The sequence below is a fragment of the Bradyrhizobium sp. 157 genome (assembly GCF_023073815.1).
GTDB lineage: Bacteria > Pseudomonadota > Alphaproteobacteria > Rhizobiales > Xanthobacteraceae > Bradyrhizobium.
Genome location: NZ_JADPKF010000073.1, coordinates 117,999 through 140,705, shown reverse-complemented (window position 1 = coordinate 140,705; position 22,707 = coordinate 117,999). Strand labels below are relative to the sequence as shown.

Below are 22,707 nucleotides of genomic sequence, written 5' to 3'. Positions count from 1 at the left end.
CTTATGAAGCAGCCGAATGTCCCCGACACCGCTGACTATATGGCCGCCGCCGGCTGTTTCTGTCTGGCATCGCGGCAGGCCGCGCGAAAGATCACGCGGCTGTACGATTCCTACATGCAGGAATCCGGAATTCGGATCACCCAGTTCACGATCCTGTCGCAGTTGATGCTGCGAGGGGAGGTGCCGATCGGCAGGCTGGCCGGCATTCTCGGCATGGAGCGCACCACGCTGACCCGCAACCTAACGCGGCTCGAGCAGGAAAGTTGGATCTCGATCAAAACGGGCGACGATCCGCGCGCGCGCATGGTCGGCATTACCACGCAGGGCAGGAACGTGGTGCGCCGCAGCTTTCCTTTTTGGTCGAGGGCGCAGGCGCAGATCGGCAAGCTGCTCGGCACGGATGGTGAGGCCGCGCTGAAGCTCTTGAGTTCTCGAAATCTGGGATGAAACGCTAAAGGCCCTCGGCCGAAATTTCCTTCATCTCGATAGGTGTAGATACACGCAAAGGAGAGATAACATGCTCGACTTCATCGGAACCATCGTGCTCGTCGCCGCCATCATCGTCAGCGTCAATGCGCTTACCGGCGCGATGCCGATCAGCACATCGCAGCGTATCACCGTGTCCGTCGGCGCCGGTCTGTGGACGGGGCTGGCCGCCGCGCTCGCGGCCGCAAACCAATTCCGCGGCGCCAGTCCGCTCGGCCCCCTGATGATCGGCACCGTGATCGCATTTCCGCTGGTCGCGACTGCCGTTGCGACGTCGATTTCCGCGCCCGTGCGAGCTTCACTGCTCGGGATGCCGATGCCGTTTCTGATCGGTCTCAACGTCTGGCGCGTCGCGGGAGGATTCTTCATCCTGCTCGCGGCCGAAGGCCGGCTTGGCGGCCCATTTCCATATTCGGCAGGCTGGGGCGACATCATCACCGGCGTGCTCGCGTTGCCAGTGGCCTGGCTCGCGCTACGCGGGCAAGGCAAAGCGCTGGTTTGGGCCTGGAACGCATTCGGTATGCTCGATCTCGTGGTCGCGATCGCACTTGGCGTCATCTCGGCGAACGGCTCGCCGCTGCAGTTGATCCACGCCGGGGCAGGCTCGGAAGCGGTGCAGATGCTGCCGTGGTCGCTGATTCCGACCGTGCTGGTGCCGATGTTCCTGATTGTGCACGCCGTCGTTTTCGCGCAACTAGCGCGGCCTGATAAGGGCAGCGAGGCCGCGCAACGATGATCGTGCCCCGGACGATCGGCAATCCGCACGCGCCGCGAGGTCTCGTTGGATCTTGATCCAGGTCTGTGAATAACGGGATCAGCGGGGACATCCGCCGCAGCCGTCTTGCGTCATCCGCGGTATCGCGGCTCAATGTAGCCATCTTACGGAGATGGGAAACCATCGCGTCGGTGTCGGGCTCCAGTCGCGACTGTCCCGATTTGCAGCGGTCACCGAGTAGGACACGGCCGGGAGATAGGCCCCCGGTGCAGAGGTTCTGAAATCGCCCGCTAATGTGTGGCTGCCGTAGGACAGGAAAGGCCGTCTGGGAAACCAGGCGGCCTTTTTCTGCTGTGACGGCGGTCACGTGTCCCGGACGCGGTGCAGCGTGTAACGATGCACCGCAGAGCGGGACCCATGTGAGCGTAGGTCCCGGCTCTGCGTCGCGTCACTTTCGTGCCGCGCCGCGTCCGGGACACGAATGCAAACGACGCTACCCCAGCCGTGCGGCGGCGCGATCGATCATCTCGCCGCGGCGGATTTGCGCTTGCGCAATCCGGTCCTTCATGAAGGCCAGTACTTCCGGCGGCGCGGTGTCGGGTGAGCCGGAATTGAACGGCGGCGCCGGGTTGTATTCGAGCCGGAGCTGGATCGCCTCCGCGGTCTTCTGGTCGTGCAGCAGCGAGACCAGCGTCAGAGCGAAATCGATGCCCGCGGTAACGCCGCCGCCGGTGACGCGGTTGCGGTCGACGCAGACGCGCGCCTTGGTCGGGATCGCACCGAACGCGCTTAGGAAATCCATCGCCGTCCAGTGCGTCGCCGCGCGATAGCCCTTGAGCAGGCCGGCGGCGCCGAGCACCAGCGATCCTGTGCAAACCGAGGTGATGTACTTTGCACCCGGCGCCTGCTTGCGCAGGAAGGCCAGCATCTCCTCGTCGTTGATCATGTCGTCGGTGCCGAACCCGCCGGGCACGCAGATGACGTCGAGCTGCGGGCAGTCGGCAAAGGTCGTGGTCGGCGTCAGCACCAGCACGGAATCGCTCGTGACCGGCTCGATCCGCTTCCAGATCAAATGCACGTTGGCGCCGGGCAGGCTGGAGAACACCTGCAAGGGACCGGTGAAGTCGAGCTGCGTGACGCGCGGGAACAGCACGAGACCGATTTGCAGCGGCGTGGGTGTTGGAGACGGCGCGGACATCGTGACCTCCGGAAAATTTGGCTTGACGAAGCGCATCCTGCCATGGTCGCTTTGTGTCCGAAATGGCATTTTTCCCTCATTTCAGGACATCGACCCAATACAGGCAAGCATCATGATCGGCGTTCTCGTGTTTCCGGATTTCCAGTTGCTCGACGCGGCCGGGCCGATTTCGGCGTTCGAAATCGCGGCGCGCTTTGCCGAGGGCGCGCCCGCCATCCGGGTTCTGGCGGTGACGCCAGGGCCGGTGCGCTCGTCGTCGGGCGTCGAGATCGTCGCGCGAGGACTGAAATCGGCATCCGCGATCACGACGCTGATCGTCGCCGGCGGCGAGGGCGTGCGGCAGGCTGCCATATGCGAGAAGACGATCGGCTTCGTGCGCACGATTGCCAGACGCGGCATCCGCATCGCCAGCGTCTGCTCCGGCGCCTACGTCCTCGCAGAAGCCGGCTTGCTCGATGGCCGCCGCGCCACCACGCATTGGCAGCGCACGCGGCATTTTCTGAAAACCTATCCGCAGGTGAAGCTGGAGCCCGATCGCATCTTCGTGCGCGACGGCGACGTCTGGACGTCGGCGGGGATATCGGCCGGCATCGATCTGTCGCTGGCGATGATCGCGGAGGACTATGGCGACGAGATCGCGCAGAAGACCGCCAAGCAGCTCGTGCTGTATCACCGCCGCAGCGGCGGCCAGTCGCAATTCTCCTCGCTTCTGGAATTGAAGGCGCCGAACGGCCGCTTCGGGTCGCTGCTGGCCTGGGCGCACGAGAACCTCGATGCGCCGCTCACCGTCGAAGACCTCGCCGAGCAGGCCGGCATGAGCTCGCGGCATTTTACCCGCGCCTTCATGGCCGAGACCGGCACCACGCCGTCAAAGGCGGTGGAGCGGCTGCGCATCGAGGTGGCGCGGCAACGCGTGCAGTCCTCCAGCGAGGCGATTGAGCGGGTCGCGCAAACCACGGGCTTCCGCGACCCGGAGCGGATGCGCCGCGCGTTCATCCGCGCCTTCGGCCAGCCCCCGCAATCGTTGCGCCGCGCGGCGCGGGCAGGGTAGGTGAACGGAAGCCGCTACCTCCGGAAATCCACCCGGCCTTGCGCAAAGTAACCGTCTATTCGCTGATCGCTCACCACCAGGCCGACCCAGGGCACCGTGATCTCCGGGTTGTTCAGATTGATATACTTGCCGACCAGCCGCCGCGGACCTTCGCGCCGTGCGTCGATCAGTCCCCGGCGCGCGCCGGAATTCCAGTCGAACAACAGGTACACGCGGTCTCCCACGGTTCTCGCTTCGCCCCGGCCCTGTTTCCATTTATCCGGGGCATCGCCCGGGATGGTTGGGTCTGCAGCACCCTTCCAGCGGCTCGACCACTCACCATCGATCGTGCCGCGCTGGTAGCTCGCATCTCCAGGGCTCCATGGCTTTGCATTCTCGTCGGTGGGGGATTCTTCCGGCATCGTGATGCGGGCGAACTGCATCACGTCGTCATCACCGGGATTTGGAACGTCCATGACGCCGAACGGATTTCGGGTCGTCAGATCGCTTTCGGTTTTCATTGGCCTTCTCCAACTGCAATCGCCTTGCCTTGGTTCAACGGCACGGCTTGTTTCGTGAGCGTTCGGGATCGCAGGATGGAGGCGTCGCCGCCACCCGATTCCCGAAGGAACCGTGGTGGCGATATTGCCAGAGCTGATTTCGAACGGTGCCCGGCGGCAAGGGCCAGGATAAACCTCCTCACGCGGAGGGAGCGGCGCTGATTTCCAGATCGGCCACGACGCCAAAATGGTCGCTGGGCCAGATGCCGTCGACCGGCAGGTCGAATGCGAGCGAGGCGGCCTGAACCTCGCAGCTCGTGTTCGGGTGGGCATCCCATGAGCCCACGAACACGTAATCGACCCTGCGCCGATGACGCGGCTGACGGACGATCCCGCCGATCTCCGACTGTGCATTTTGATTGTCGACGCTCCAGGTATAACCCTGACCTTCGCCTGCGACTTCCCAGGCGTCGTGATACTTGACGCTTCGTCCGCCGAGCGACTGCAGTCCGGTGAGGTAGCGAATGCTGGCCGCGTCAGGCGTTGCGTTGAAGTCGCCGGCAATGACGGTGGGAAGCGGCTGCCGGTGACGCGCGTCGAGATCCGTCAGCGCAACGACCTGCCGTTCCCGGGCCGATTCCGCGGCGAGCCGCCATGAGGTCGCAGCGGCGATGAACAAAAGATCGCCTTCGCCGGGTAGCGGCACCGTTACTGCCAGCGAACACCAGGGATATCGTTCGCATCCGACGTCCGTAGATCGAGGACTTCCTCGACGCGATGCGGCCAGCGCGTCGCGATGGCGCTTCCACCAAAACGATCGGCATGCGGCGGGACGGTGCGCAGCACGTCAGCCTGATGCGTTCCATGAAGACCGGTGTCGTGGATCAACTCGTCGAGTTGCGAATGGTCCGGCGATTTGACCACTTCCTGGAATGACACGAGATCGGGAGCCAGCCGGCACAGTTCCCGATTGATCAAGCCGGTTCGTTTCGGATCCCCTTGCCGATTCCAGACGTTGAGCGTGACGACACGTAGCCGCATCCTCGAAAGCCGGCTTCATGAATAAACCCGGACAACGTCCGCTGGAGCGGTTAGTTCAGCGCTTGCCGGTGGCGATCTGCGCTGGCTCAGGCGACGTCGGCTTGCGCGCTCTGTGTTTCCTCTGTGAGCAAGGCGTCCAGATCGACGAGCTGCGGATCGTCGTCCTGTGGTTCGCCGTTCCCTGCGCTGCCGTGAAGATGCATCAGGGTCTGCACGCGGCGGGCATTGAGATGATCGACGTGCTGATGCTGCAGCGCTACCGGCAGCAGCGCCTTGGGCAGCCCGACCAACGCAAAGGCGGGAACTTTGCGCACGTTGCCGTCCTCGCGCCAACGCAGGGGGTGGAGGGTGTACATCAATTGCCGCTCGGTCTCTGCCGATGGCGGCTGCTCCGACAGGGATGGCGCCGGGTTGGCGAGGTTGGCGTTGCCCGCGCGCGTGCGCACCGCGGCGGAACGCAGCTCCCAGCATATCAGATCCGCCGCGGCGCGGACCTCGCTACGCACCGCTTCCACACTGGTCGAGAAGCGGGTCGCTTCAGGTATCGACAGCGCACTTTTTGTAACGGCCTCGACCAGCGCTGTGGTGCCGGCTTCGAATCCGGGTGCAGCCCGTTCGATCGCCGCCGCCATCGCCTCGATCTGGTCAGCCAGCGCGTCGCGGTCGCGCTGGGCCTTGGCGTCAGCGAGCGCGCGCTCGGCCGAGGCCACCTGATCGTCAAATTCCACCAATTCGGCGCGCAACGTCTTGGCGCGGTCTTCGACGGCGCGCATGCTGGCTTCGGCCCGATCGAGCCGGGAATTGTCGGCACCGGCTACCGCCAGCCGTTCGGCGGCAGTGCGCTTTTCCGCAAGTTCCGATTCGGCGACGCTCAACCGCTCGGCCAACTTCTGCCGCGCCGTCAGCTTGTCCTTCAGCGCAACCTCGAAGCGCTCGATCGGGCCGAGCTCGCGCCTGAAAAATGCCATTGCAATCACCTCGCGGATTGCTGCCGAATCACCGGCAGAGTTGTTGCGTGCGAGAGCTAGTCGGAAACTTGGATAACATTGCGGCCTGAGTCGGTACAGCCTAACCGGTCAATGGATGATGGCCGGTGCGAGGCCGGCCACCACCTTTCGGGCGTTCGCTCTGAAGCGGGCGAGTCCCGCCGCCTGTAGCCACGCCTTCACGCAGCAAGTGAACGACTCAGCCGCGGAAAAAAACCAACGTGACCAAGGCGAACACTGGCAGCAATACGCACCCGGACCAGAGCATGTAACCGAAGAAGCTGGGCATCTCTACGCCCTGCTGGCGGGCAATGGCATAGACCATAAAGTTCGGCGCGTTTCCGATGTAAGTGTTCGCTCCCATGAACACCGCGCCGGCCGAGATTGCCGCGAGCGTCGATGCGCCCTCCCGCATCAGCCACTCGGCCCGCCCTCCTGCCAACTCAAAGAAAACGAGATACGTCGGGGCGTTGTCCAGGAAAGAAGAGAGTGCGCCGGTCAGCCAAAAGTAAGCAGCGATGTTGGCGCTTCCGTCCGCATTCGTCACCATGGCAACGAGTGGGGCGAAGACGCCTGCACTCCCGGCGCGCAGCATCGCCAACACGGGAATAATCGTGACAAAGATGCCCGCAAACAGGGCTGCGACCTCTACAATGGGAACCCACGAGAACCCGTTCGCCGCATGGCTCTGCTTCGGCGTGACCAGAAGGGACACAAGAGTCACCACGATCATAGAGGCATCACGCAAGAGGTTCTGGATTGCAACCTCGACTCCCCAAATCGAAACCGTACCGAGCTGCAATTTGGCGCTGAGCAGGATAGCGCTGATGATGACGCCCCCCAGCAGCAAGTTGAGTCCGCCGTTCACGCGAATGGGTTGATCCGGCGTGGGGTCGACCGGCACGTGCCCTTCGCGCTTGTAGATGATGGTGTCCAGGGCGAAGAATACCGCCAGAACGATTCCTGCCGTGAAAAGCGTTTCAGGAAACAAGTGCTGTGTCGTCCAAAAAAAATCCACACCTCGGAGAAAGCCGAGAAACAAAGGCGGATCACCGAGCGGTGTGAGAGAGCCGCCAATATTCGAGACCAGAAAGATGAAAAACACCACGACATGCACGTTGTGCTTTCGATCGTCATTGGCCCGAAGGACCGGACGGATCATCACCATGGACGCGCCGGTGGTACCGATCAGGCTGGCGAGAATGGTTCCGATGCCGAGTAGCACCGTATTTGTCATCGGGGCGCCGTGAAGATTGCCGGAAACCACGATTCCGCTTGCGACCGTGAACAATGCCAGCAGAAGCAGGATGAAAGGGATGTATTCCAGCAGAGCGGTATGAGCCAGCGCATGCACGGTGTCAGTTAGCCCGACAAACAGCGCCATCGGAATTGCGACGAGCGCTGGCCAGAACAACGCAATCTTGCCGTGGTGGTGTTCCCAAAAATGCGGCGCAAGGAGGGGGAAGAGCGCAATTGAAAGCAGGATGCCGACGAACGGCAAGCCCCATGCAAGACCAAGCTGGGCTCCGTCCAATTCGGCCGCCAGTGCTTCCGACGGGAGCGTCACCGCGAGCGCGATTCCGGCCAGGATGCCAAGTGGACTAAGCCCATCGATCTTGGGATGGCGTCCCGAGGCGAGGAACATGCGAGGTAAGGTTTCGATCAAGGTGTCCTCAACGAGCGAACGAGTTGGAAGAAGATAACCACGCGCTTGCTCTTAATGCAGTGCTTTCAGCCAGACTGCAATTTCGCTGACGGCGACGTTGGCCTGCTGCAGCAGCTTGCCCATGGTGAAGAAGCCGTGGAACTGGCCGGGGAAATGCCGGTAGGTCATGGGCACGCCAGCTTCCTTGAGCCGTGCGGCATATTCGGCGCCCTCGTCGCGCAGCGGATCGGCGCCCGCGGTCAGGACATAGGCCGGCGGCAGGCCGGCGAGCGTTTTCGTGCGCGCGGGCGAGGCTTTCCAATCGACGATGTCGGCCGCGCCGTTCAGATAATGGTTGCAGAACCATTTGATCACGGAGTGCGTCAGCAGGATGCTTGTCTCGGGCTCGCTATGCGAGGGATGCGTCATCGCAAAGTCGGTGGCGGGATAGATCAGCACCTGGCCGGCGAGTTTCGGGCCGTCGCCGTCGCGCGCAGCGAGCGCCACGACGGCGGCGAGATTGCCACCGGCGCTGTCGCCGCCGACCAGCAAGTGGGCGGCGTCGATGCCGAGCTGGCTGGCATTGGCCGCAACCCACTTCGTCGCCGTGATGGCGTCGTCGGCGGCAGCGGGAAATTTGTGCTCCGGCGCCAGCCGGTAGTCGACCGAGATCACGATCAACTCGCCCTCATGGGCAAGCTTCTGGCAGACCACTTCATGGGTATCGAGATCGCCGATCACCCAGCCGCCGCCGTGAAAGAATACCAGGCACGGCGCAAGGCCGTCGCTCTTGCGCAGCGTCTTCGGCGTGTAGATGCGCGCCGGAATCGTGCCGTGCGGCGCGGGGATCGCGAGCGGCTTGTTCGACTCGAGCGCCGGCGGTTCGGGATTACTGACGACGCGGGCGGCCCGATAATATTCGCGCGCTTCCGGCGCGGTCAGCGTCTCATAGGCGGGACGGCCCGCCTCCTGGAAAGCTTTGTAGACGGCGGCGGCATCGGGATCGAGCGTGACGGGCATGAGACCTCTCGTTTTGAGTTGTCATTCCGGGGCGCGCAGCGAACCCGGAATCTCGAGGTTCCGGGTTCAATGCTGCGCATCGCCCCGGAACGACGTCAGGCGGCGGTGCGACCGCCATCGACAGTATAGGCGGAGCCGGAAACGTAGCTGGCCTCGTCGGAGGCCAGGAACGCCACGATGGAGGCGACTTCGGAGGCTTGTCCGAGCCGCCGCGCCGGAATCCGGTCGACGATCTTTTCGGTCTGCGGCGGCTCATTGCCGGGATTGCGGCCCTGCAGGATCGTGCTCAGCATCCGGCTGTCGATCAGGCCGGGACAGACGCAGTTCACCCGCACGCCGGTGCCGGTGCACTCCCAGGCGGCGCTCTTGGTAAGCCCGATCACGGCGTGCTTGCTGGCGCTGTAGACGGCGATCATCGGCGAGCCGATCAGGCCGGCGATGGAGGCGGTGTTGATGATGCTGCCCTTGTTCTGCTTCAACAACATGGAGCGTGAAACCTCTCTACTCGTGGGAAGCACAATGAAAACGGTGGGTTAGGGGCCGGGCGCTTCCCGCTTAAAACGCCGTGGGAAGCGTCTGGGATGGCCTTCCGGTGAGCCGGTGTCTTGGCCCATCCCAAGGCAAATAAATGCACGGGCGGCCGGTCCGCGCCAGCCCGTGGGGGCGCTGAAAGCTTTCCCCGCTGTTTCGTCTATTCACAGGTTTTGGGGAAAACGGGGTCAGGAACCGATCTCGCTTTCGGATGAGTCCTACTTGGCTGTATTCCCAGTAGTGGCGATGATGATTCGCTGATGAAAAAACCGGGCATCCCCCTACAGAACACCCGGTTTCGTTCATGGTCTTCAACCGGGGCTTTGCGCCCCAAGCTGAAAGAAAACCAAAGCATGAATACTCCGATCACTCAAGACAACACGCCTCGAAAAACGAAGTTCACTTTCGAGGAAGCGGTGGACGTCTGGCTGCGCCGATGGGACGGCCAGATCATTCAAGAAATTGCGTTCGCCTACCGCATTAACTGGGGCCGCGTCAGCCAAGTGTTGAACGAAGAAACCCACATCGGCAGTAAGCAAGTCGCCGCGTCGAGACGTTCGGCCTAGTCGCCTCCCTCAAAACTTAGCAAGGGCGAGCGGCATTCGTGCCGCTCGTTTTGCAAGCCCGTGCGGCATTGACAATCAGGGCGAGGCGTTCCACCTTGCGCGCGGATCGAGCGTTGAGGCGTCCCGCGCCAGCGTCCAGAGACCAAGCGGTCAGAGCCGTCCCTACGGCCAGCACCCAGAGCGTCCAGCGACCAAGACGGGCCTCGATCCATTTTCACCATCACCATTAGTCGGTGACCGCGCTTCCATCGTGCGCGTCATCGTCACTGCCATCCGGCCTCTGAGGGAGGGGCTTTGCATGTCGAAGAAGATCGTTCGCAAACCGAAAGCGATTGCGCTGAAGCCTTTCAAGCAGGTCGTGATGCTGCCGCCGATCGCGGTCGTGCCGGTCTACAAGAAAACGCCGGAGCCGGAGCCAGTGTTGGTCCGGCCGGTGTACAAGAAAACGCCAAAGTCGGAGCCCGTGTCGATCCATTGGGTCTATGACAAGGTGCCAAAGTCGGAGCCCGTGTCGGTCCATTGGGTCTATCGCAAGATGCCGGAGCCGGAGCCCGTGTTGATCCGGCCAGTGCATCCCAAACAAAAACCGAAAAAATGTCGGTGAACCTTTGGGCCCGTGGGCCCAGACCTTCGAGGCCGGGGGTTTAGGTCGGTCTCCCAGTCAACTTCGGGCGCGGCGGCCAGTCGTCATCAGGATTGTGTTTGGCATCCGTGAGTTTGAAGCTCAGCGCAAAGGCAAATGTGCCCATCTGACGGATTTGCTTTTCGTAGTGAGCATATTCACTGAGGATGTCACGGCCTTCAATTTTCGCGGCGTTCCGATTCCCATACATGGAGAGCGGTAGCATCTTGTGAGTGCCGTCCGTTTCAGTGAATGACATCAAGGGAGCGTGTACCCCGACGTTTCTTTGCTCAGAAAGTATTCGGTCTGTTTGATTCAGAAGCCAAATCAATTCTTCGAGCCCCTTCTTATTCCACTGAAGTTGGGTTTCAGCCATTGCCCTGAGCAATCTACGTTGAGTTCGATCGCTATCGAGACAGTGCCAAATCGCGAGCGCAGTAGCATGATGATGTTTGACGAATAGCCGGGCGAATAGCTCACCCAAGGTTTCGTGAAATTCGTTCCACGCCAGCGCGATCTTTCCTACCGCAAGAGCGTGCGCGTCCCTCTCGTCCTGACCATGAAACTTACGTGTCTCTGTCATTCGGCTGGCCTCGCGGCGATTCGGTCGCCCGGCATCATACACCAGTCCCGCGCTTATCTGATCGGGGGGCCGCCAGCGCCGAGCGCGAGCGGGTTGCGTAGGTCGAGGGTGGTGCGCGTGCCCGTGTTGTTGTCTTGGGTAAAGGTCACTGATTTGGCGGTCAGCGGCGTGCCGTTCATCATCAACATGGGGCTGTTGACGATCACGGTTTGGTTTCGCTGCCAGAGGCCGCCACTCGGCCGCAACCAGCCGTGCACCGTGGCGATGACCGTGATCTGGTCACCGTCGAGCCAGTTGCCCTCTGTCGTGGCGCGGCTCTTGAGAAGCTGAGTGTCGGCTGTCGGTAGCTCGCTGGCGATCACGCCGGGCAGCTGCCCGCCGAATTCGGTACCGGTGGGGATCGTCGCATACGGAACGTGTGAAACATCCGCCCCCCATTTTTTGTCACTGCCAGCATCTTGCGCGATCGCTGGCGCTGCAGAGGCCATCGCCTCGTTGTAAATAATCTCGCGGCCAATGATGATGTCCTTGCCTTCGGTGACGCTATCGCTTCCGCCGCTTGGCCCCATCACCACAACGAAGTCGCCGCTGACGTTCGACGTGAACGCCATGTGGCCGTAGGACCCAAGCGAGCGCGCCATCATTTCGAGGAAGTCATCGATCGGCTCGCCGGGCGTTGCCGAGATGCGTGGGAATTTGTAGCTGGGTGCCGATCCGCCTTCGAAAACGAGATTGAGGCCAGCTTTTGAAAGCACGTCTTTTGCGATCTGCTCGAAGGTTTTGTTTTTCCATTCGTTGGTCGGGCTGATCACGCTGGCAGTTGAAAGTTCGGAGTAAGTGCCGCAGTGAATTTCAATGTGATGACGATTGGCGTCATAGTAAACTTGGCGCGTCATCACCTTGCCACTGAAGGCCGGAAAGCCAGCCAGCGTCACGGTGCAACGATCGCCGGGCTTGATCTGCAGCTTGGCGAAGTTGTTGGCGATCGGCAGACCTTCGGAGCATGTAAATCGACAGAGATACGGCGGCCTTCCGCCGAGTTCATGCCGGACCATGACCGATTCCCAGTCCCGATAGTCCCTCCCGTTCACCGTTAAAACAACGGTCTCTGTCTGCTTCGGCCAAGCTGGCATCGTCATTTCCCCTCGTTTGCGAAGACTCTCATTTTTGGATTCTTCGTCAGTCTGGTTTTGCGAAAGAGCTATTCTTGCGATCTTTCGCCAACTCGTTTCGCTCTCGATGATGCAAAGTCGGCTAGGCTGATGTTGCTGTTTGTCGGCGTTGCTTTTTCCATGTGAAGATCATGGCTCCAACGCTCTTGCCGTCCTTGACGTAGTGAACGAAGTCAGGGCGGCGCTTGTGCGGTGGCAGTTTGATGGTGTGATCATCCTGTCGGCAATCAAGGATGGTGCCGTCATTCAAGGTACCGCGCCAACCTGTCTCGGTGAGTTCGCAATCCTTCACGGTATCGATCACCGGATAGCGCGACCACGTATCGCCCTTTTGCCCGTTCGGCCCCACAAAATAGTTCTCGACAAACTTCGTGCCGTCCGACTCGGTTACGATCTTCACGTACTTCGTTTCCTTTTCGATCATGTCATCCATGGGTCGTTTCTCCTGTCAGGTTAGAAATTACCAGACGCCTGCAAAGGGCTGGCCGGTGGTGCCGCCTGCGACTTCGTTCTGGCGTGACTTGCTGACTTGCAGCTCGTGGAAGGGCGAGCCGGACGTATCGACGTTGGTTGAGACGTTGGGCGGCACGTTGAGGAATTTGACTTCCGCCGAGACCTTGCCATCCCACACGGATTGTTTCCTGCCGTCCATCGCGCGACGGGCGGCTTCGAACTGAGCGCTCTCATTCTGGCCGCGCATGAGCGCTTCACGGAAGGCGCGGGAGCCAGCATAGATTCCGCCCGCGCGATCCAAATGAATCTTGTTCGGGTCGCTCATGTAGCCTTCACCGCCACCGGTCACGCCAGCCTGTGCCGCGTAGCGATAGAACTCGATGGCTCGCGGATCGTTGGGCGACACGATGTTGCCGTTGGCGTCACGCAAGTTGAAATCAGCGGCGCGGCCAAAGTCGTGACGGTGCGAGCCGACCGCACCGGGTGCGCCGTGCATGCGCTGGCCGCCTGACGTCACGTCAACGGTGAGACCGGAATTGGCGCTGGCGTAGTCGAGGGCCGTGCGCAATTGCGGATCGAGCGGGCCTTTACGGACGCCAGCGACACGGCCTTGCCGTTCCAGCACGGTGCCGCCGAATGTCGAGGCCGATATCTTGCCGTCGCCGGGCGCGGGCGTTACTCCGCCAATGCCAGCACGCGGGCCAATGCCGGTGTTCTTTGCGCCGTGGAAGGCACCCCAGCCGTGTTTAGCAGCATGGTCGAGCGCGAAATCGATCGTGGCTTTCTCGTTGGCTGGGTCGAGCGGATCGAGGCCGGTCTTTTTCTGGAACTCGTTGCCAAGGCCGCCGCCTGTGTAGAGCTGGAAGGCACCGCCTGACTTGCCATTGTCACCAAGGAAGGTGCGCAAGCCTTCCGACTTGGCCACAGCCACAGCCGTATCAGGATCGATGCCGCGCGCTCTGGCGGCCTCGCGGATGTAGCCTTCCATGCCGCGCGGATCACCGCCCTTGCCGACGCTGGTAGGACCGACACCCGGTGTGCCGCCGCCTGAGTACATGCCAAGGCGTTCGCCCAGCATGCCGCGGCCACCACCGGGCAGGCTGATGCCACCACCACCGGAGCCGCCGCGGCCTTCCTCGATGCGCTTCAGAATGTCCCTGATGTCGGTCAGGGTCGAGGTTTGTTGTTCCTCGATGCTTTCGGTGCGGCGCATGCCGGAGAAATCGGTGATGCCGGAATGCGTGCCAAGGTCGGAGCGCTTGTCCTTGAAGCCGCCAAGCGGTTGCGATCCGCGCCCACGATAACGATCGGGCGTGAACGGCTTTGGCTGTTCGCCGAAACGCTCGCCCGTGAATGCCTCGTATGGTGTCAGGTTGAGGAAATCGGCCCATGAGCCAAATGGCTGCTTGCCTTCGCCGGGCAGCGGTATCATGCCAAAAAGTTTTTGCGCGCCTTCCTTGCCCTTGGCCGGATCGTCGCCGCTGATCGCGTCGATTGAATCCTTGATGGTTTTGATTTCGTCGATCGTCGCCTTGATCTTCGCCAGAACGCTATCGGTCTCGGCGTTGACTGAATCGGCGATCGACTTGGCCGATAAGCCTTGGCTTCGCAGGTGCTCGGTGATGGTGTTGACGCCCTCGATGCCGTGGCCAGCGATCTTTTTCCAGAGGCCGCCGAATTTGACTTCGAAGTCAACCCACATGTTGTGGTATCGCTCGGCCTCTTCGCGATTCAATTTCAGCGCATCGATGTTTTTCTTGATCGCGTCGGGGCCTTTCTCCATCGCCGCGACACTGACGCCCCAGTATTGCGCCCAAGCGATCTTGCCCGCTTCGGTTTGGCGCTGAAACACTTCGAAAATTTTGTTGATCGCGCCCATCTGGTCGCCGGTCTCGACCATGGCCTTCAGCTGGCTGGCAATGGCAGCGCCACCTTCGGCTTTGCTCAAGGTCTGAAATATTTCGCTGGCTTCCTTGAAAGCCTGCAAATTGTTGAGCTTGCTGGTCAGCGTGGTGATTGTGTTGTCGGCTTCGCCTGTAGACATGCCGAGACGGCGAAACGCTTGTTGCAATCGGCTGACGTCTTCCGTTGCAAGGTTGGCGTTGCGGCTCATCATCTGAAGGCCAACGGACGATGCCGCGACGTTCTCCAGCGCCTTGCCGACTTGATAGAGGCCAGCGACAAGGCCCGTGGTGCCGATCATGCCGCGCGTGAGACGGCCGAGTATGCCATCGAATTGGCCAAGGCCGCCGCCGCTGTCGGTGACTTCCTTGGCCTTTCGATTGAGGTTTTCAAGATCGCGCTGAATTGACGCAAACGACGCGTTGACCCTCGCCCTTATGATTTCAGCATCGTCGGCCATGGTTCGTTCACTCCAATCATGCTCTCTGCAGAATTCGTTTCCAAGCTCGCGATGGTTTGAAGGTCACGATCTCAGGCGGCGTGCCATCGATCGCGACCATCACGACTTCATCGAGGCCGTACGGCCGCCAGACGATCGTCAGCACGTTGCCGCGAAGCTTGATCGTCAGTAGCGGGTCGATTGCCAGCGTGTCGCCGTGCTCGCTGATCAGCGCTCTCGCTAGCTGATAAGTTTGGACGGCTTCCCGCTCGGTGTATCGCATGCGCCCTCTTTGTCGTGGTCAGCTCTGAGATGACGCTTCGCTTCGAAGCCCGCTTGCAAACGGTGAACGTGAACGCGGCGCTGTTTCGGCTTGTCGCCTTCCTGTTGATCGTTCATGCGGCGCGGCGCTTGTCGGCGGCTCGATCGCGTTGACGCGCGGCCTTCAGCTCGTTGGCGAGTTCGATGATTCGATCGGCGTCAGGTTCGATACGCTTCAGCTGCAGCTTGAGAAGCGTGTGAATTTCCATCGTCGATAATTCCATCTTGTTATCCTCTCTCTGTTTGCGGGTCATCCTGTACCGCGGTACAGCATGATCGCCGTTTTTGAATTACGCGGCGCGGCGCGGGAAGCGAAGGCCAAGCGCGGGACATACGATCGCGCCCGCGCCGTCGCGCTCGATGTACTTTTGCAGCTCCGGAGATGTCGCGCCCCACAGCGACCACGGATCGGGAGCGACGGCGGGCAGCGCATCGGGATCGTTGCCAGTCGGCGCTTCAATGCCCACGGTGTGAAGCAAGGCCAGATAGGCGGCCATTTCACCGGTCACCGGGATGTCGCGCGGCGCGTCGTCGTGATCGTAAATATCTGCGAGCAACTGTTTCTGTTCTTTGTTGAGCTTAACGAGATCGCCTTTGCGTGCGCCAGCGGGCACCCTGCAAAATTTTTCGATCCATTGCGCGTTCTTCTCGGATCGGGTGCGCTTGATCTTGTTAGTCATCGTTTTCGCTCCGATCCTCGTTTTCCCATGGTACCGGAAGGAATGGCCCGACGTTTTGTCGCGCGATCGTCTTGGGATCGCTGCGTGTTGACGGGGCCAAGCGCAACGATGTGGCCAAGGATTTCTGAAGGCGACACGCTTTCTCGTACGTTGTGAATTCCTTCCGCTTGTTTCGCGTGGTCTGCGTCAGCAATGTCACCGCGATATAGTTGGCCAGCAACGGCACATCGCTTTCCCTGAAATGATCAGGTGCGCATGCGGCAACGATTTCGTTGAAAAGTTTTCGCTCGCGCGGCGTCAGCGTTGCCGGTGCGGTCACACGCGGTTGCTCGCCGGTTACGTTCGGTATCAAGCGGGATGCGAGGGATTTTCTTCCGCGTTTTAACATGTTGTTCGTACACCTATGAAAATTCCGGACGATTAAAGTTGCGACGGCAGGGGCCGCACGGTCGCTGATCGCTCTACATAAAGTTGCATGCCCCCCTCCCGCTACTTATTAGCGAGCGCCGGATGCCTCGCATCAGTTGGCCAACCATCAGCGCCGATGTCTGTCGTGTATCCACGATGCTCAAGCTGTTGCTTGCTCTTGTTGTGGCAAGGGACGCACAGCGATTGCAGTTCACCATACCAGAACAGCTGATAATCACCCTTGTGCGGCATGATGTGATCGGCGACTTCAGCAGGTGCGATCAATCCTTTGGCTTCACACATCGCGCATGTCGGGTGCAATCTCTTCTGCAGCGCTGCGCGTCTTCGCCATCGTCGATTGTCATACCATCGCAGCCAAGGTCGCTGTGCCGTATCATCGCCTTGCATTTCATTCCTCACGAAGTGTTGGGGCGCGACGCGAGCGTGATGGCGTCCTTGCCCAGCTCGCGTCGCCGTGTTGAACTGAGGGTGCACGCCAAACGCCTTCAGTTCGAATCGAGTAATGGGCGTTCCAGTTTGTCGGCGACATCGCGGAAAGTCTCCGCCACGTTGATGCGCTGATGTGCCGACAACGTGATGCCCATCGTTGCAATGAGATCGGCGAGTGATCGAATGGTCGCCATCGGTGCTGGTTCGCCTCGTTGAATGGTCGCGTTCACGATCACCACCATGAATTCAGCACTTGGAAGTGCGGCGAGTTCGTGTGTCATGTCATGTCTCGTCGTCATCGGTTAACCCTTTCGGATGTAGGCTTAGAACCGATGCAAGTGCTGACGTACTCGTCCGTCATGGGTTCGAAGTGTCGCTAGTGTGTTCGTGTTAGTTACTCTCGTTGCGCAAAATATTCCGCGTGTAGTGACCTTCAATCGTCGGGGTTCAAGAGGCGATCCAAGTAAGCCCTCATCACCTGTTGGGGGTCGGCGCCTTGGCGTACGTACGCCGCAAACTGATCCGCACGCCTGCTAGCCCGCCGTTCGGTCACGAGCAGATTGTGCTTGTCCAAACGGCGCTGCGCGTCTTCGTCCTGCCGGATAACGACCGCGAGGACGTCTTCGGGCCTTGCGTTCAGGATTTCCATATCAAGCGCGCGCTGCCGGGCGTTTCTGGCGCGCTCACGCTCTGCCATCTCGGCTCGCACTTTCTCGTTGACGCGCTTGATTATGGCTTCCGCGTTTGCTCGCCCTTTCGCTCGCGCTCGTACTCCCGACAGCATAGAGCGAGCATGATCGGCGCGCTGGCTGAATGATGCATTTTTCGGAGGGTGATCGATCAGTTGTTTGATCACCGTTTCACTGACGCCCAAGGCGCGCGCTTCCATGCGCAGTGCATTAGGGTTGGCTGGCGTGGGAGTCAGGGAACATTCGATCAATCGTTGACGACGATACCGCGTGCCGCCATTCGAAAGCGGCGCGGTTTCCTCCGCGATGAAACCAACGCTTACTGTCCGCATGATACCCGCAAGAACCAACCGTCGCGCTTCATCGATTCGCGGAGATGTGCCGAGCGGAGCCATATCCAGATGGCCCGTCAGCGCATTGCTTTCGATTTTGACATCTACCCATCTGCCGATCGGAAAGTCCGAATTGTGATTGAACAGCGCAATTGGGTTTTTCTTGAACTCGCTGAGATTCCAGCCGCTGGGTTCGATCACATCGCCCATGCGATCGGGCGTTGCATCGGACATGACGAACTTCAGCACGTCATCACCCACCTGCGAGAAACTGGTCTTTCGATAAATGTCGGGCATCACATGTCCTCTTCAGGCTTCTTCGCGCAAGGCGCGTTCGAACAGTCGCTGGTCACCGCGGTCCAATACAGTCGTTGCCGCCAACATCGATGCCGTGGCGTGAACCAGTTCGCGAACGCGTCGCTGATCCGGCTCGCTCAGTCCGTGAGCCAGCCGCGCAACGCGAGCCAGCAATGATGCAGCTTCGGCAACTGGATCGCGCATCGGTTCGGCCAAGGGATGATCAGAGCGGCGACGACCATTCGTCAGCGCATCGTCTCGGCGACGGTCAGGTGCCGTGAGTGCGCGTTGCGGTTCGCGCGGCGGACTGATCCTTGCGCCTTGCGGATTATGTAATTCGCCGTCAATAACCACTCCGATCACGCGCATCGCTCTCTGCTCTCTCGCTTCGAATCCGATCTATCATGGTGGAAGCGCGGAATGTGCACCGCGGTGCAATTATTTTTAGCGGCGCGTTCTTGGCGGCGTGATCGTCCAATCTTCCAAAATAGTTTGTAAGACCACCTTGGCGAAATTATCGCGCCATCGCTTGTCGTCCAACGATAGGGCGCGCGCTTCGAGCGGCATGGCTTGCTCGAACGCGGCGAGATGCCGATTGAAGTGAGATCGTCTGAGCGGCACGTTGTAAAAATCGATAGGGTCGCGGCGGTTCGCTTTTCGTCTATCACGAAGCTTTTGCGATTTGAGTGTGTTGGGATTGACGTTGACGGTGACGGCATAGCTCATCAAATCGCCGTAGAGTTGGCGCATCTCATGCCCAAATAGCTGGAACGCGTTTAGTGTTGTTGATCGCTGCAGCATATGATCAGGTCCGGCGTGGCGGCATGTTTGGGACTTCACTCGCGCGGAACGCCTGCATGTTTGGAAACAATGTGCGAAGGGCGTTGAGCACGCGTTCACGCAATGTTGTCGGGTCCTTGGTGCAGGCCGCGCAGATGCCTACTACATGAAACGCGGGATCATCATCGGCATCGCAACGGAATTCGGGCGCAACGGCAACGATCGCAAGTGCGGCGGGACGCGTTGAGTTGCGCTCGATGTCGGCAAGCCAGCGAACGCTTCGGCAAAGCATGCAGCGTGGTCTGTGATCGCCCTTGATCTCATCGATGAATCGATCAGCGGCGCGGGCGAACAGCGCCACGTTGTCGGGGTCTTCCTCCGGTGACGGTCGCACCGTTGGATCGATCACCTCGATAACAAGCGGTCCCAGTTCAGCAAGCTTAGTGATGGCTTCACGCAATCCCAGTTGGCGGCTCATGAGGTTGGTTCTCCATTTTCGAGGCTGATGATGAGGGCGCGAGTACAGAGGCGGGCAAGAGCGCCAATTTTGGCGTCGCCCTGTCTCTCGACACGATGTCTATTGAGCAGTGGTGTTCTGGTATTGGTTCGGGTGAACACTGGGACAAAATCCTTATAGAGAATCCCCTTAAGGATTTTGTCCCAGTGTTCGGGGTCTCGGCGGGGCGAACACTGGGACAAATCCCTTAAAGGGGTCGTGGCGGTCCCGGTCATGGTGTTGCCCTCATGGTGACGGGCCGCCCTAAGCGATCGTTGAGCCATGCGGCCGGATCAGTAATCAGGGAGCGATCGAACCATGCGATGCGCCATTTCTGGTTTCGCCCCTTCGGCTGGTATTGATGCCGCTCGAAGCCCGGTAGCTGCGGCAAACTTTTTGCGAGCGATCGTGTCGCGGCCTTCCTGTTTGGCCACAGCTCCGGCCAAAGCTTCATCATATGATCAGGCGCTTCCAGCATCACGCCGTCGATCGCGGTCGAGATGCAAAGCGAAGGGCGTTGCCAAAGATCGACTTCGTCAACGGTGATCGGCAACACGACATCGAACATCAGATCGACATCGAGCGGCGATGTAGCATCACGGTTGATGGCACGGGCGCGGCCAAGTGCCTGCACGAGTTCAGCCTCACAAATCTGCTGCCGAATCGCCTCGCAAAAAGGGTCGGGGTGCTCGTCGCCGATCACGGCAACGCCACTGCCGTCCCGCATACGGATGCCACGGCGCTTGCGCGAAAACCAATCGAAACCATTTTCAGATTCCGGAACACCTTCCGGCATCGCACCTGACAGTGTTGCCGCCATCGTCTCGATCGCAACAGGACCCGGCTGCGGTCGCCCGACCAAGATCAGCAAGCGAACATCACCATGTGTATCAAGACCGGCAATGTTGTTGTAATGCGCCGTGGCGATCTGCGGCGGCAACTTATCCTTCAGCCATTCCTCGTAGTCGAGTTGCGAGATGACAAGTGCCTTCTGCCGTCCCGTCTCGATCCATCGTTGCAGGATATAGCGCAACACTTCGTGCTGATGCTTCTCGGCGGCGTCGCCGTCAATCAGCTTCGTCTTCGACGTCGGCGCATCGAGCACTTGCCTTATCTTCACGGCATCAGGAAGTGCCGCTTGAATTTCGCATCTCACTTTCACGCGCGGATGCGATACACGCAAGATATCGATCGATGGCAGTGTCGCATCGAGCATCAGCGTTCGCACCCGAAACTGATCCTTGACGTCAGCAACGCCGCGCCACTGGATCATGCGAACACTATCGTCGGTGGACAGTTGCAGGCGGCCGGAAACCGGAATTCCGTCGAGGATCATATCGCGCAGCTCTTCCAGTAGCACGCGAGCGCTGTACAGATACGCGATACGCTTCAGCCGCACACCGTTCTTTTTCATATGCGATTTGATCGCCGCCGCGTTCATACCCGGTCGCATGGCAAGCGTGCGTTGGATTTCCTCGATCTGATGCCATTTCTGATGGATCAGTTGGGTCAACGTGTGGAAATTGCCTGCACCACGCGCGTAGCTCAATTGCAGCCCGCCATCATCCGGCTGCAGTTTCAACGCCTCACCGACTGCGCGCATCTCGGGATCATCACCCAGGAACGTTAGTGACAGCGGCATGCGCTCGTCGTCATCGATACCGCGCAATTGCTTTTGCCAAAAACTTTCATCAATGATCAGCAAATCGGGCGTGCCGAGCACGTCCTGTCGCAGAAACAAATAGTTGTTTGCGAATACCCAAACCTGCACATCATCCGTATCGCGTCCCTGACGTTGGAAACCGCACTCATTGAACATCGGGCAGACGTCGCCACCGCGCTTGCAGCATGACTTCGAAACATCAAGTTTGGCTTCGATCGCGATATCGACGACATCGAGTTGCAAGCACATCTTGTCGCCGGGACGTTCCAGATCATCAGCCTCACGGCCAAAGAACGGACGGGCATTGATACCGCGAGCCTTAAGCTTCTCGACGATTTCAAGCGCGAGCTTTCGCGTCGGCACGACATAGTGAATCAACCTTACCGGTTGCTCGTCTTCGGCAGGCGGGCGCGAAAGACTTGCCGCTATCGCATCGAGCGCGGCGGTTGTCTTGCCAAGTCCGGTATCAATGCGAAGCGCTTCAACCGCACCAGTGCCGGACCAAAGGTCGCCATACTTGTGCCAGATATTCGGATTGAAGAAGTTGTTGACGTGCCGTGCGATCGTTTTTCGCGCATTCTCGATCTCGGTAAAGTTAGCAGCCGCATGCGTCGGCTCTGTCTTGTTACCGCGAGCCAGCTTGAACAGCTTGCCAGCACCGGTCATCGAAGGCGGCGAGGATTTGATCTCACGCCACGTCAACACCGTTGTGAGTCTATTGTACTTCTTCGACTTCTCCGAAAACGCAATGAGCAGCGCAAGACCTTCATCGCTGCCATCGGTCGCCGCATACAGCGCCAGAGCGATATTCTTCCAGTCGTCATACTCCAAATCATTGTTCGGGATGACATCCATCGCTTCGGCCAGCTCGTCGAGGCTAAAGGTAGAATTGAATCGGCTCGTCATCGCGCCGAATTCTTGGAAGGCATTGCGCGGCTTCGTCGGATCGTGACGAATAGCCGATAGCTTTGGTGCCGGAGCTTCACCGATCAAATTATAAAGCCATCCCGGTGCCTCACGCGGCGCGGCATCGATCGTCACGACATAGTCGTTACCTTTGCGTTTGCTCGGTGGAACGACGATGTAACCGCCTTCGGCTTTGACATCGATGCCACCGGGAACGCTGCCGCGACGGCACGTGATCGGACGTGACGGCGACCAAATAAAAATTTCATGCAAGCCGCCTGATGCCGTCCGATGTTGCCGGGTCTTGATCGCACCGTGCTTGTCTTGCAGCGACTGCCAAACCGCTAAGCCGTCATTGGCATGCCCGCCGCTTTTGGTATCGATGTCCGCGCACCAAACGCCGCTGGCCATCCCCATGGGAACGCCGATTAGATGCTCGTTGCGCTTTTTGAATCTGCTGCGCGGCCACCATTGGAGGATTTGAACCGGATCAGTCGTCGCCCGCTTGAATCCTCCGCTGCCATCAATCGGATTGCCGTGCTCATCCTTCAACTTCGCGGCTACCGGGTTCTTGCTTCGCGCGTTGACCGGGAAAACCGGGACACCGAAACGCGCATAGGCGAGCGCAGCATCGGTCATCTGCCCCGAGGCTTTATAGGCCTTGATCGCCGCGGCAACGGCACGCCGAAAATCCGGAATGATGACAGCCTCGGCCGTTGCCATCGCGTGTGGCGGGATGTTAAGCATGCGGGGTCCGGTAGCAGGGACAACAAATGTTTTTGGGGCGAGTACGTTT

27 protein-coding genes are annotated in these 22,707 nt (G+C 60.1%); 5 read left to right on the top strand and 22 right to left on the bottom strand.

The window, feature by feature from the left end; all coding sequences use genetic code 11:
• Positions 1 to 3 precede the first annotated feature (3 nt).
• Together IVA95_RS16460 and IVA95_RS16455 are read left to right on the top strand one after the other, a co-directional pair.
• Positions 4 to 447, top strand: a complete 444-nt coding sequence (locus IVA95_RS16460) for a MarR family winged helix-turn-helix transcriptional regulator (RefSeq protein WP_247511416.1) — start codon at positions 4 to 6, stop codon at positions 445 to 447.
• Between the two features lie 70 nt (positions 448 to 517).
• Positions 518 to 1,222 (top strand): hypothetical protein, encoded by a 705-nt coding sequence (locus tag IVA95_RS16455; RefSeq protein WP_247511415.1) that lies wholly within the window; start codon positions 518 to 520, stop codon positions 1,220 to 1,222.
• 472 nt (positions 1,223 to 1,694) lie between these two features.
• On the opposite strand, the gene IVA95_RS16450 is transcribed toward IVA95_RS16455, so the two are convergent.
• Positions 1,695 to 2,399 carry a DJ-1/PfpI family protein gene (locus IVA95_RS16450; RefSeq protein ID WP_247511414.1) on the bottom strand — a complete coding sequence of 235 codons (705 nt, stop codon included), beginning with the start codon at positions 2,397 to 2,399 and terminating at the stop codon, positions 1,695 to 1,697.
• Between the two features lie 112 nt (positions 2,400 to 2,511).
• Between IVA95_RS16450 and IVA95_RS16445 the strand changes: the two genes are divergently transcribed.
• Entirely contained in the window at positions 2,512 to 3,450 is a 939-nt protein-coding gene (locus tag IVA95_RS16445) for a GlxA family transcriptional regulator (RefSeq protein ID WP_247511413.1), read from the top strand.
• 14 nt (positions 3,451 to 3,464) lie between these two features.
• Here IVA95_RS16445 and IVA95_RS16440 read toward each other — a convergent pair whose 3' ends face one another.
• From IVA95_RS16440 to IVA95_RS16410, 7 genes are all read right to left on the bottom strand, one after another.
• Positions 3,465 to 3,950 carry a hypothetical protein gene (locus IVA95_RS16440; RefSeq protein WP_247511412.1) on the bottom strand — a complete coding sequence of 162 codons (486 nt, stop codon included), beginning with the start codon at positions 3,948 to 3,950 and terminating at the stop codon, positions 3,465 to 3,467.
• A gap of 178 nt (positions 3,951 to 4,128) precedes the next feature.
• Positions 4,129 to 4,635: an endonuclease/exonuclease/phosphatase family protein gene (locus IVA95_RS16435; RefSeq protein ID WP_247511411.1), complete on the bottom strand. Its 507-nt coding sequence runs from the start codon at positions 4,633 to 4,635 to the stop codon at positions 4,129 to 4,131.
• A gap of 2 nt (positions 4,636 to 4,637) precedes the next feature.
• Positions 4,638 to 4,907, bottom strand: coding sequence for a hypothetical protein (locus tag IVA95_RS16430; protein WP_247511410.1), 270 nt, complete (start codon positions 4,905 to 4,907; stop codon positions 4,638 to 4,640).
• Between the two features lie 149 nt (positions 4,908 to 5,056).
• Positions 5,057 to 5,938: a hypothetical protein gene (locus tag IVA95_RS16425; protein WP_247511409.1), complete on the bottom strand. Its 882-nt coding sequence runs from the start codon at positions 5,936 to 5,938 to the stop codon at positions 5,057 to 5,059.
• 217 nt (positions 5,939 to 6,155) lie between these two features.
• The gene (locus tag IVA95_RS16420; protein ID WP_247511726.1) at positions 6,156 to 7,544 is read right to left on the bottom strand and encodes a sodium:proton antiporter; all 1,389 of its coding nucleotides are present in this window, start codon (positions 7,542 to 7,544) and stop codon (positions 6,156 to 6,158) included.
• A gap of 129 nt (positions 7,545 to 7,673) precedes the next feature.
• On the bottom strand, positions 7,674 to 8,621 hold the full coding sequence (locus IVA95_RS16415; protein ID WP_247511408.1) for an alpha/beta hydrolase: 948 nt from the start codon (positions 8,619 to 8,621) through the stop codon (positions 7,674 to 7,676).
• A 95-nt stretch (positions 8,622 to 8,716) separates the two neighbouring features.
• Entirely contained in the window at positions 8,717 to 9,139 is a 423-nt protein-coding gene (locus IVA95_RS16410; protein WP_346658016.1) for an SDR family oxidoreductase, read from the bottom strand.
• Between the two features lie 273 nt (positions 9,140 to 9,412).
• On the opposite strand from IVA95_RS16410, the gene IVA95_RS16405 reads away from it, so the two are divergent.
• Together IVA95_RS16405 and IVA95_RS16400 are read left to right on the top strand one after the other, a co-directional pair.
• Entirely contained in the window at positions 9,413 to 9,718 is a 306-nt protein-coding gene (locus IVA95_RS16405; RefSeq protein WP_247511406.1) for a hypothetical protein, read from the top strand.
• 298 nt (positions 9,719 to 10,016) lie between these two features.
• The gene (locus IVA95_RS16400) at positions 10,017 to 10,322 is read left to right on the top strand and encodes a hypothetical protein (protein ID WP_247511405.1); all 306 of its coding nucleotides are present in this window, start codon (positions 10,017 to 10,019) and stop codon (positions 10,320 to 10,322) included.
• A gap of 40 nt (positions 10,323 to 10,362) precedes the next feature.
• Here IVA95_RS16400 and IVA95_RS16395 read toward each other — a convergent pair whose 3' ends face one another.
• The 14 genes from IVA95_RS16395 to IVA95_RS16330 all read right to left on the bottom strand — a co-directional run bounded on the left by IVA95_RS16395 (position 10,363) and on the right by IVA95_RS16330 (position 22,658).
• Entirely contained in the window at positions 10,363 to 10,923 is a 561-nt protein-coding gene (locus IVA95_RS16395) for a hypothetical protein (protein ID WP_247511404.1), read from the bottom strand.
• A gap of 53 nt (positions 10,924 to 10,976) precedes the next feature.
• The gene (locus IVA95_RS16390) at positions 10,977 to 12,062 is read right to left on the bottom strand and encodes a phage baseplate assembly protein (protein WP_247511403.1); all 1,086 of its coding nucleotides are present in this window, start codon (positions 12,060 to 12,062) and stop codon (positions 10,977 to 10,979) included.
• A 115-nt stretch (positions 12,063 to 12,177) separates the two neighbouring features.
• Positions 12,178 to 12,528: a hypothetical protein gene (locus tag IVA95_RS16385; protein ID WP_247511402.1), complete on the bottom strand. Its 351-nt coding sequence runs from the start codon at positions 12,526 to 12,528 to the stop codon at positions 12,178 to 12,180.
• A 27-nt stretch (positions 12,529 to 12,555) separates the two neighbouring features.
• A complete protein-coding gene (locus IVA95_RS16380; protein ID WP_247511401.1) occupies positions 12,556 to 14,910 on the bottom strand; it encodes a hypothetical protein in 2,355 nt (784 codons plus the stop codon).
• Between the two features lie 16 nt (positions 14,911 to 14,926).
• On the bottom strand, positions 14,927 to 15,172 hold the full coding sequence (locus IVA95_RS16375; RefSeq protein WP_247511400.1) for a hypothetical protein: 246 nt from the start codon (positions 15,170 to 15,172) through the stop codon (positions 14,927 to 14,929).
• A gap of 112 nt (positions 15,173 to 15,284) precedes the next feature.
• Positions 15,285 to 15,434 (bottom strand): hypothetical protein, encoded by a 150-nt coding sequence (locus IVA95_RS16370; protein ID WP_247511399.1) that lies wholly within the window; start codon positions 15,432 to 15,434, stop codon positions 15,285 to 15,287.
• Between the two features lie 66 nt (positions 15,435 to 15,500).
• Positions 15,501 to 15,890, bottom strand: a complete 390-nt coding sequence (locus IVA95_RS16365; RefSeq protein WP_247511398.1) for a hypothetical protein — start codon at positions 15,888 to 15,890, stop codon at positions 15,501 to 15,503.
• A gap of 489 nt (positions 15,891 to 16,379) precedes the next feature.
• Positions 16,380 to 16,601 (bottom strand): HNH endonuclease, encoded by a 222-nt coding sequence (locus IVA95_RS16360; protein ID WP_247511397.1) that lies wholly within the window; start codon positions 16,599 to 16,601, stop codon positions 16,380 to 16,382.
• 203 nt (positions 16,602 to 16,804) lie between these two features.
• A complete protein-coding gene (locus tag IVA95_RS16355) occupies positions 16,805 to 17,029 on the bottom strand; it encodes a hypothetical protein (protein WP_247511396.1) in 225 nt (74 codons plus the stop codon).
• 152 nt (positions 17,030 to 17,181) lie between these two features.
• Positions 17,182 to 18,066 carry an HK97 family phage prohead protease gene (locus IVA95_RS16350; RefSeq protein WP_247511395.1) on the bottom strand — a complete coding sequence of 295 codons (885 nt, stop codon included), beginning with the start codon at positions 18,064 to 18,066 and terminating at the stop codon, positions 17,182 to 17,184.
• 12 nt (positions 18,067 to 18,078) lie between these two features.
• Positions 18,079 to 18,435 carry a hypothetical protein gene (locus IVA95_RS16345; protein WP_247511394.1) on the bottom strand — a complete coding sequence of 119 codons (357 nt, stop codon included), beginning with the start codon at positions 18,433 to 18,435 and terminating at the stop codon, positions 18,079 to 18,081.
• A 75-nt stretch (positions 18,436 to 18,510) separates the two neighbouring features.
• Positions 18,511 to 18,867, bottom strand: coding sequence for a hypothetical protein (locus IVA95_RS16340; protein ID WP_247511393.1), 357 nt, complete (start codon positions 18,865 to 18,867; stop codon positions 18,511 to 18,513).
• 4 nt (positions 18,868 to 18,871) lie between these two features.
• Complete coding sequence (locus IVA95_RS16335; RefSeq protein WP_247511392.1) at positions 18,872 to 19,324, bottom strand: hypothetical protein; 453 nt, start codon at positions 19,322 to 19,324, stop codon at positions 18,872 to 18,874.
• Positions 19,325 to 19,574: 250 nt separating this feature from the next.
• Positions 19,575 to 22,658: a bifunctional DNA primase/polymerase gene (locus tag IVA95_RS16330; RefSeq protein ID WP_247511391.1), complete on the bottom strand. Its 3,084-nt coding sequence runs from the start codon at positions 22,656 to 22,658 to the stop codon at positions 19,575 to 19,577.
• Between the last annotated feature and the right edge of the window lie 49 nt (positions 22,659 to 22,707).

What these genes read in the sequence shown, in the direction of transcription:
- IVA95_RS16460 (WP_247511416.1), top strand. Translation starts at nt 4, where the DNA reads ATGAAGCAGCCGAATGTCCCCGACACCGCTGACTATATGGCCGCCGCC.
- IVA95_RS16455 (WP_247511415.1), top strand. Translation starts at nt 518, where the DNA reads ATGCTCGACTTCATCGGAACCATCGTGCTCGTCGCCGCCATCATCGTC.
- IVA95_RS16450 (WP_247511414.1), bottom strand. Translation starts at nt 2,399, where the DNA reads ATGTCCGCGCCGTCTCCAACACCCACGCCGCTGCAAATCGGTCTCGTG.
- IVA95_RS16445 (WP_247511413.1), top strand. Translation starts at nt 2,512, where the DNA reads ATGATCGGCGTTCTCGTGTTTCCGGATTTCCAGTTGCTCGACGCGGCC.
- IVA95_RS16440 (WP_247511412.1), bottom strand. Translation starts at nt 3,950, where the DNA reads ATGAAAACCGAAAGCGATCTGACGACCCGAAATCCGTTCGGCGTCATG.
- IVA95_RS16425 (WP_247511409.1), bottom strand. Translation starts at nt 5,938, where the DNA reads ATGGCATTTTTCAGGCGCGAGCTCGGCCCGATCGAGCGCTTCGAGGTT.
- IVA95_RS16415 (WP_247511408.1), bottom strand. Translation starts at nt 8,621, where the DNA reads ATGCCCGTCACGCTCGATCCCGATGCCGCCGCCGTCTACAAAGCTTTC.
- IVA95_RS16405 (WP_247511406.1), top strand. Translation starts at nt 9,413, where the DNA reads ATGAAAAAACCGGGCATCCCCCTACAGAACACCCGGTTTCGTTCATGG.
- IVA95_RS16400 (WP_247511405.1), top strand. Translation starts at nt 10,017, where the DNA reads ATGTCGAAGAAGATCGTTCGCAAACCGAAAGCGATTGCGCTGAAGCCT.
- IVA95_RS16395 (WP_247511404.1), bottom strand. Translation starts at nt 10,923, where the DNA reads ATGACAGAGACACGTAAGTTTCATGGTCAGGACGAGAGGGACGCGCAC.
- IVA95_RS16390 (WP_247511403.1), bottom strand. Translation starts at nt 12,062, where the DNA reads ATGACGATGCCAGCTTGGCCGAAGCAGACAGAGACCGTTGTTTTAACG.
- IVA95_RS16385 (WP_247511402.1), bottom strand. Translation starts at nt 12,528, where the DNA reads ATGGATGACATGATCGAAAAGGAAACGAAGTACGTGAAGATCGTAACC.
- IVA95_RS16380 (WP_247511401.1), bottom strand. Translation starts at nt 14,910, where the DNA reads ATGGCCGACGATGCTGAAATCATAAGGGCGAGGGTCAACGCGTCGTTT.
- IVA95_RS16375 (WP_247511400.1), bottom strand. Translation starts at nt 15,172, where the DNA reads ATGCGATACACCGAGCGGGAAGCCGTCCAAACTTATCAGCTAGCGAGA.
- IVA95_RS16370 (WP_247511399.1), bottom strand. Translation starts at nt 15,434, where the DNA reads ATGGAATTATCGACGATGGAAATTCACACGCTTCTCAAGCTGCAGCTG.
- IVA95_RS16365 (WP_247511398.1), bottom strand. Translation starts at nt 15,890, where the DNA reads ATGACTAACAAGATCAAGCGCACCCGATCCGAGAAGAACGCGCAATGG.
- IVA95_RS16360 (WP_247511397.1), bottom strand. Translation starts at nt 16,601, where the DNA reads ATGTGTGAAGCCAAAGGATTGATCGCACCTGCTGAAGTCGCCGATCAC.
- IVA95_RS16355 (WP_247511396.1), bottom strand. Translation starts at nt 17,029, where the DNA reads ATGACACACGAACTCGCCGCACTTCCAAGTGCTGAATTCATGGTGGTG.
- IVA95_RS16350 (WP_247511395.1), bottom strand. Translation starts at nt 18,066, where the DNA reads ATGCCCGACATTTATCGAAAGACCAGTTTCTCGCAGGTGGGTGATGAC.
- IVA95_RS16345 (WP_247511394.1), bottom strand. Translation starts at nt 18,435, where the DNA reads ATGCGCGTGATCGGAGTGGTTATTGACGGCGAATTACATAATCCGCAA.
- IVA95_RS16340 (WP_247511393.1), bottom strand. Translation starts at nt 18,867, where the DNA reads ATGCTGCAGCGATCAACAACACTAAACGCGTTCCAGCTATTTGGGCAT.
- IVA95_RS16335 (WP_247511392.1), bottom strand. Translation starts at nt 19,324, where the DNA reads ATGAGCCGCCAACTGGGATTGCGTGAAGCCATCACTAAGCTTGCTGAA.
- IVA95_RS16330 (WP_247511391.1), bottom strand. Translation starts at nt 22,658, where the DNA reads ATGCTTAACATCCCGCCACACGCGATGGCAACGGCCGAGGCTGTCATC.